Raw genomic sequence first — 7,040 nt, 5'->3', positions numbered from 1 at the left:
AATTAGTTTACAACAACATTATTCAAAAAAAATTCGTTTTTGTGTAAAACAGATCTCAATGCATTATAGGGGGAAAATAAATTGAGTGGGATTATGATCATTTCTGTATAAAAAAACGACCCGACTCCATTGAAACACGGAGTCGGGCCGCGCTGCTTTTAACTATTCTTGCGAATGTGCTGCTTCGTCTTTCACTTCTTCGCGAAATGATCTAATACTTTGTTTACGGCGATTATTTTTTTCTTCGATTTGCTTACGCTCCTCATTGCTGATTTCAGAGGAGAATTCATTTAGGTATCCTTCGGCCTCATGAAGATTCTGCAATGTATTCTGAATATTTTGTTGCAAATGCTCCACATTATCTGCTCGATTATCCGGTTTTGCCATCGGTTTGACGCCTCCTAATCTTAGAATCGCTCACTAGAGCGCTAAACCGTAGCTTGATCGTTATCGAGTTGTTTTATACATTAAAATGCTTTCTAAACCACTGGCCGGCTGCTTCGGCTTCCGTACGGGTCAATTGATGACCATTGCGTTCCCAATAGGCTTCCACCTGCGCCCCGGCCCCTTCCAGCAAAGCTTGCAGCTCCCGCGATTCCGCAGCTGGAACAATCGGGTCATTTTCACCTGAAGACAAAAATACAGGGACACCATTCAAATTCGGTAGTTGCAGCCCTCGCAATGGCACCATGGCATGATGGAGAATGGCCCCACGCAGCGCTTTGGCATCATGAAAGAGCATACTAGCCGCTATGTTCGCTCCATTGGAATAACCCAGAGCCACCACATTGTTACGGTCAAACTCGTATTGCTCTGCTGCTGAATCCACAAATTCGCTTAGTTCTTTGGTACGAAATACGAGATCCTCAATGTCGAACACACCCTCTGCCAAACGGCGAAAGAAGCGCGGCATCCCATTTTCCAATACATTCCCTCTCACGCCGAGCACAGACGCTCCCGGTGCTACCATATCAGCCAAGGGTAGCAAATCTTGTTCATTCCCGCCGGTACCATGCAACAGCAAAATAACCGGGGCTTGCGGATCATTTCCTTTCCGAAAGACGTGTTTCATATCTATTCCCTCCTCTAATTAATTCTAAATTAAGAATCTTATTTTTGTATAATTTGATTATAGCCCATTTCATTGCTTTATACAAACATAATTGACCTCGTTCATTTTTTCTAAAATGATGTCTTGATCCATTGACATGTAGTATAGCTCTATTTTACTATGGTGTTAGATATTTAGAATATTATCTAAATATCTAAAGGAGGAAATGTATTTTGAATGATGCCTTTAAAGCTTTGGCTGATCCGACCCGGCGTACAATCTTGCAGCTTTTAAAGGAAAAAAGCATGAGCGCAGGCGAAGTAGCTGAACATTTTCAAATTAGCAAACCCAGCATCTCCCACCATCTCAATATCCTGAAACAAGCTGGGCTGGTGCTGGATGAACGACAGGGGCAAAACATTATCTACACCCTGCATACAACGGTTGTGGCGGATGTGATCGGTTGGATGTTTAGTATCGCCCACTCCGATCCCCCTGCGAAGAAAAGTGGAAAACCTATTAAGGATGCGGAGGAATCTGAATGAAATTGCGAACACCTTGGAGCTTGATGGATCTTTTGACAACTTTGATTGCCTTATCACCCGCCATAGGCGCTATACTGCTGTACGACCGCCTTCCCAATGTTCTAGTCACGCATATTAACTTTAACAATACAGCAGACGGGTATACGAGCAAAAGTGGTTCTATTATTATGCTCGTGCTATTGGGTCTGGTTCCGCTGGTCATTCGATTGGCACGCCACATGGACCCCAACAGAGCTAATTATGAGAAATTTTCAAAAGCTTATGAAGTTACGCGTGCAGGTGTTTCTGTAGTTCTCGCTGTAGCTGGATGGGGAATGCTGCTGTATAACCTGAATATACAACTGCAAATGAATGCTATAATTTTAGGGTTAATCGGTCTGATGCTGATGGTGATGGGGAATTATATGACTCAGGTACAGCCGAACTATACCTTCGGTATCCGCACCCCGTGGACTCTGTCTAATCCTGAGGTATGGCGTAAAACGCACCGTTTCGGCGGGCCTATGATGATGCTCGGCGGTGCTTCAGCGTTGGTGGCAGCGTGGGTCGGTGGAATGGCGGGGGTAGTCATTTTCCTAACCGTACTGATCATATCCGTTATCGCTCCTGTACTCTATTCTTTCTTGTTGTATCGTAAGCTATACAAATAATTAGACAAAGCAAATCTGACCTAAAAAAAGGAACCTCCCAAACCGCGGTAAACGCAGGATGGGAGGTTCTTTGTACAAGTGAATATTTATTTAAAACAACAGTTTATCGGGATGGGTGCCTACACGTTCATCCAGATGAAGACCATTGATTCGGTCAATATCCTCAGCCGTCAGTTCAAAATCGAACAAATCGGCATTTTCGCGGATACGATGCGCGGTTACCGATTTGGGAATCGTTACAATCCCCCGATCCAGATGCCAACGCAAAATAACCTGAGAAGTCGTTTTGCCGTATTTGGCAGCAATCTCAACGATATCTGCCTGCTCGGTTAATTTCCCCTTCATCAATGGACTCCACGACTCAAGTTGAATCTGGTGCTCCCGGCAGTATTGATGCAGCTCTTGCTGTGTCAGACGCGGGTGAAGCTCTACCTGATTGATGACAGGCATAGTGTTGCTGTCTTTGAGGAGGTCTTCGAGATGGTGGATTTGGAAGTTGCTCACTCCAATTGCGCGTACGCTTCCTTCTTCATACAGCCGCTCGAATGCCTTCCAAGTTTCCTTGTACTTGTCCTTGCCAGGCCAATGAATGAGATACAGATCAATAATGTCCAGACCCAGCCGTTTGCGGCTTTCTTCGAAGGCACGCAGTGTTGAATCGTAGCCCTGATCTTGATTCCAAAGCTTAGTGGTCACAAACAGATTTTCTCTGGCCGCTCCACTGTCACGAATGGCTTGTCCGACCAGTTCCTCATTGCCGTAGATCGCCGCCGTATCAATGTGACGGTAACCGACCTCAATGGCTGTTTTGACTGCTTCGTAGACCTCATTACCTTCCGCCTTGTACGTACCAAAACCAAGCCAAGGCATCTGAACTCCGTTATTTAGTAAAGCTGTATCCGCAATGTTCCCCATGTCTATCTCCTCCTATTCCTAGTTATAAATGATCCAACAGGATGACTACAGTTTAGTCGCATCCTGAAAAGCATTCACTTCAAGCGGAGCAGCCAACAGTTCTTTCGCTGCAGCAACAAATGCCTGGAAATGGGTAGAATTGTTATGGAAATCTACAGCAGCAGCATCCTTCCACTCTTCCACCATCGTAAATGCATTGGGATCATTCAGATCCTGCATTAACGTATAGCGTACATTGCCCTCTTCAGCTTGTGATGCGCTGATCAATCCTTGGGTTTGTTGTAGAAAAGCCTCTCTTTTTTCAGGTAAAACCTTCATATCAGCATGAATAATAATCACAATATTTTCCTCCTCACATTATGTAACTATTCTATTATAGACCATTCTTTCGATAGATTAAAAGTGCGGCTGTTTCTGGAATACAGTAAAATGAATGGTATTGGGGAGTTGATCGGCTGATCCGCTGCTCCTATATTTTGTTTAATGGCGGTGAAGGCATGTGCGTTTTCAGACAAAATTAATGGTTTTTATATCCCTTTTAGTGCTGGTCGTCACCGGACTGTTGGGATTATCTTTGCGCTATATGATTACCTCCGCCTTGTACGAAGAGATTGGGAAAAGGGCGCTAACCGTGGCCAATACGCTTGCGGTAGATGCACAGGTCAGGGAAGCCCTAGAACAGACGGACACAACGCAATTACGTGCGCGGATCAACGAGGCAGTGAAGCCCGTCCAAGCCAGTAGCGGTGCTGATTTTATTACGATTGCAGATCGTCATCTCATTCGTCAATGGCATGTTAACCCGGAAAGAATCGGACAGCCTATGATGGACCCGCTAAATAATAAAGTGCTGCAAGGGCAGTCCTCTATAACACAGTCTACCGGCTCTCTCGGACCGTCACTGCGAGCTAAAACCGCAGTCTATGATAAACAAGGCCGAGCCATCGGACTCGTTTCTGTAGGTTTCTTGATGACAGATGTCGTGCAAAATATTCGTACATACACATATACCTGGTTGTGGTTCATGGTAGGTGCATTGATGATCGGCATCGTAGGAAGTCTGGTCATAGCGCGACGGGTACGGCACGAACTGCATGGGCTGGAACCGGTGGAGATTGGACGTTTGTATCAGGAAAAGCAAGCCATTCTCGAATCCATAGGCGAAGGGATTATCGCGGTTAATAGCAATGGGCAAGTCACACTTGCCAATCCACAAGCCGTCCGTTTGCTGGGCCTCCCCCCGGAAACCAGCCTCTATGGATACGAGCTTCGTCACATGGCGGATACCGCAGATCAACTGGCAGATATACTTATTGCAGATATTATCGAGGAAAATCCAAGCAAGAAGCCTGATCAGGAACAGAACGTATTCAATGAGGAAATTGAGATACAACAACGAGTCGTAGTCGTCAGCCGTGTACCGATCAAGGATCGATTCGGACGAAGGTTGGGCACCGTTGCCAGTCTGCGCGACAAAACAGAGCTGCTTCGCATGACACGGCAGTTGACGGAGGTCAAGGATTATGCGGATGTGCTGCGATCACAAACACACGAATATACCAATCGGCTGTATCTCATATCCGGGCTGATTCAGTTGGAGTGTTATGACGAAGCCGTGGACTTTATTACTCAAGAGTCGGAGGATTATCGTATGCATCGTTCCGTTTCCTCTTCTCTTTCAGCCGATTCCATCATCGCCAGCCTGCTGATCGGCAAGAAAAAACAGGCGTTGGAACAAGGGGTTGTACTCCATTCATATATTAAAGGAGCATTTTCAACTCCGTCTGCTACGTTGGAATGGTCGCTCCTTGCTACCATTGCCGGAAATCTGCTGGATAATGCCATGGAAGCTGTTATAACAGGCTCCAAATCTGACGGACAAGTCTGGTTCCGGCTTGAAGAAATGACTGAAGCGATCATCGTCGAAGTTGCGGATAATGGTGCGGGTATTTCGGAAGATATCCAGGAAAAACTGTTCGTTAAGGGCGCATCAACCAAAGCAGAGGCAGGACACGGATATGGCCTTGCTCTCGTGCAGGAGTACACCGAACGAATGAGTGGCTCCATAAAAATACAGGAACGCCCTGGTGGTGGTAGCATTTTTGAAGTATACATTCCTTTAAATAGGACAGACACGAGAAGCAATAATGCAACAGGAGGTTACGTCCATGAATGAGCAGGTATTATCGGACATTGAGGTTCTTATTATTGAAGATGATCCGCGAATTGCGGAGATAAACCGACGATTTATTGAAAAGGTGGACGGGTTCACCGTATGTGCAATAGCAACGAACGAATTTGAGGCAAAGCTTCAACTAGATGTATTGCGACCGTCTTTAGCTGTGCTGGATGTTTATTTTCCTGATACGAATGGTCTAACCCTGCTTTCGTTCATCAAACAGCACTATCCGGGGACAGATGTCATTATGCTGACCGCCGCCAAGGAGGCTGAAACGGTGGTACAAGCGGTGCGCGCAGGCGTATTTGATTTTATCGTAAAGCCGCTCGTATTCGAGAGATTGCGTGCGACTTTAGAGGAGTATGCCCGTTTTCGACGCCAAGTCACAACATGGCAAGCGGAACAATCCACGGTGGAGCAATCGGAAATTGACCGTCTGCTTCAAAGCGCAGGCACTGGTCGGTTAGCGGGTAACGGGGCCGGAGAACTATGGGCCAAAGGGATTGATAAAGTAACCTGCGAAAAGGTGCTTGAGCTTCTGAATCGACGAGGTGAGGTAACTACGGGGACTGTGGGAATTGAGCTAGGTATGAGCCGATCTACAGCCAGAAGGTATCTGGAGTATTTAGTGGAAAATGGCGACGCTCACCACGATCAGGTGTACGGAACCGTCGGCAGACCGGAGCGTATCTATCGCAGACGGCAGGAAAATGCATAATCCCCAAATTTCGCTGCCAGGTCTGTCCCTTCCGCGCTCCTCGTTGCTTGTGACTTTTATGAACTTAATTCATTTAATAGGCTAAAATGGTTTAAATGATCACATTATTTACGTCCCTCTTCCCGGTTGCTAGAATGGTCAACAGTTAGTTAATTGATAATGATTATCAGTTTCTCTGGTAAGCATATTTGGAACGGGGGACAACATATGGCAACACCGAAACAGATATTACGCACAGGCATGCTGCTTGCGGTGATCCTGGTACTTCTGACCGTCATAACGGCGGGATGTGGGGGCCAGTCACAAAATAATAACGCAGCAGCCCCTCAAGCCACAGGCGACACTCGAATCATTAAACATGAGATGGGAGAAACCCAAGTTACAGGTAAACCCAAAAGAATCGTAACGCTGGAGTTCTCTTTTGTCGATGCCACTACTCAACTGGGCATCACACCTGTCGGCATTGCTCAGGAAAATGATGATGATATCGATGGACTGCTTGGCAAAAAAATCGACTTCACACCTGTGGGTACACGCAAACAGCCGAACCTGGAAACGATCAGCTCCCTGAAGCCTGATTTGATTATTGCTGATCTGAACCGTCATAAAAGCATATATAAAGAACTAAGCGAAATTGCTCCGACCATTGTTCTAAAGAGCCGCAATTCCTCTTATGAGCAAAACCTGGCATCCTTCAGCGTTATTGCTGATGCGTTGGGTGAGAAGGAAAAAGGCGAGCAAATTCTAGCTGCACATAAAGCTACCATGGCCAAGCTGAAAAAAAGCGTTCAAGCTGGTGAGTCCCGCAGCGTATTGCTCGGGGTGTTCCGTTCTGATTCACTATCGGCTCACGGTGCATCATCTTTTGATGGACAACTGCTGGAGCAAGCAGGTATCCACAACGCCCTTCAAAATACAAGCGAGCCCACAGTCAAGCTGACACTGGAGCAAATTGCACAAGCTGATCCCGATGTGATCTTCT

The 7,040-nt window shown here is 46.3% G+C and carries 9 protein-coding genes; 5 read left to right on the top strand and 4 right to left on the bottom strand.

Annotation, left to right across the window (positions count from 1 at the left end; genetic code table 11):
- Nucleotides 1-162 precede the first annotated feature (162 nt).
- Both tlp and AC5V8P_RS21680 read right to left on the bottom strand, forming a co-directional pair.
- Entirely contained in the window at nt 163-387 is a 225-nt protein-coding gene (gene tlp, locus AC5V8P_RS21685) for a small acid-soluble spore protein Tlp (RefSeq protein ID WP_013369497.1), read from the bottom strand.
- Between the two features lie 73 nt (nt 388-460).
- Nucleotides 461-1,072 carry an alpha/beta hydrolase gene (locus tag AC5V8P_RS21680; protein ID WP_064795819.1) on the bottom strand — a complete coding sequence of 204 codons (612 nt, stop codon included), beginning with the start codon at nt 1,070-1,072 and terminating at the stop codon, nt 461-463.
- Nucleotides 1,073-1,284: 212 nt separating this feature from the next.
- Between AC5V8P_RS21680 and AC5V8P_RS21675 the strand changes: the two genes are divergently transcribed.
- Complete coding sequence (locus AC5V8P_RS21675) at nt 1,285-1,596, top strand: autorepressor SdpR family transcription factor (RefSeq protein WP_063209762.1); 312 nt, start codon at nt 1,285-1,287, stop codon at nt 1,594-1,596.
- Complete coding sequence (locus AC5V8P_RS21670; protein ID WP_064795818.1) at nt 1,593-2,246, top strand: SdpI family protein; 654 nt, start codon at nt 1,593-1,595, stop codon at nt 2,244-2,246. The genes AC5V8P_RS21675 and AC5V8P_RS21670 overlap by 4 nt, the downstream gene beginning before the upstream one ends.
- Nucleotides 2,247-2,336: 90 nt before the next feature.
- On the opposite strand, the gene AC5V8P_RS21665 is transcribed toward AC5V8P_RS21670, so the two are convergent.
- On the bottom strand, nt 2,337-3,161 hold the full coding sequence (locus AC5V8P_RS21665) for an aldo/keto reductase (RefSeq protein ID WP_064795817.1): 825 nt from the start codon (nt 3,159-3,161) through the stop codon (nt 2,337-2,339).
- Nucleotides 3,162-3,206: 45 nt separating this feature from the next.
- Nucleotides 3,207-3,500, bottom strand: coding sequence for a putative quinol monooxygenase (locus tag AC5V8P_RS21660; RefSeq protein WP_064795816.1), 294 nt, complete (start codon nt 3,498-3,500; stop codon nt 3,207-3,209).
- Between the two features lie 181 nt (nt 3,501-3,681).
- Between AC5V8P_RS21660 and AC5V8P_RS21655 the strand changes: the two genes are divergently transcribed.
- The 3 genes from AC5V8P_RS21655 to AC5V8P_RS21645 all read left to right on the top strand — a co-directional run.
- Nucleotides 3,682-5,337, top strand: a complete 1,656-nt coding sequence (locus tag AC5V8P_RS21655) for a sensor histidine kinase (RefSeq protein WP_231116756.1) — start codon at nt 3,682-3,684, stop codon at nt 5,335-5,337.
- Nucleotides 5,330-6,058: a response regulator gene (locus tag AC5V8P_RS21650; RefSeq protein WP_064795814.1), complete on the top strand. Its 729-nt coding sequence runs from the start codon at nt 5,330-5,332 to the stop codon at nt 6,056-6,058. Before AC5V8P_RS21655 ends, AC5V8P_RS21650 begins: the two co-directional genes overlap by 8 nt.
- 207 nt (nt 6,059-6,265) lie before the next feature.
- Nucleotides 6,266-7,040: ABC transporter substrate-binding protein (locus AC5V8P_RS21645; protein ID WP_495473850.1), on the top strand; the 775-nt coding region annotated here is incomplete at its 3' end.

Source organism: Paenibacillus sp. N119s (genome assembly GCF_059447605.1).
Note: the sequence above shows the minus strand (reverse complement) of the source record. Positions and strands in the feature narration are given on the sequence as shown.

Coding starts and splice junctions, on each gene's coding strand:
- tlp (WP_013369497.1), bottom strand. CDS start 387: ATGGCAAAACCGGATAATCGAGCAGATAATGTGGAGCATTTGCAACAA.
- AC5V8P_RS21680 (WP_064795819.1), bottom strand. CDS start 1,072: ATGAAACACGTCTTTCGGAAAGGAAATGATCCGCAAGCCCCGGTTATT.
- AC5V8P_RS21670 (WP_064795818.1), top strand. CDS start 1,593: ATGAAATTGCGAACACCTTGGAGCTTGATGGATCTTTTGACAACTTTG.
- AC5V8P_RS21665 (WP_064795817.1), bottom strand. CDS start 3,161: ATGGGGAACATTGCGGATACAGCTTTACTAAATAACGGAGTTCAGATG.
- AC5V8P_RS21655 (WP_231116756.1), top strand. CDS start 3,682: ATGGTTTTTATATCCCTTTTAGTGCTGGTCGTCACCGGACTGTTGGGA.
- AC5V8P_RS21650 (WP_064795814.1), top strand. CDS start 5,330: ATGAATGAGCAGGTATTATCGGACATTGAGGTTCTTATTATTGAAGAT.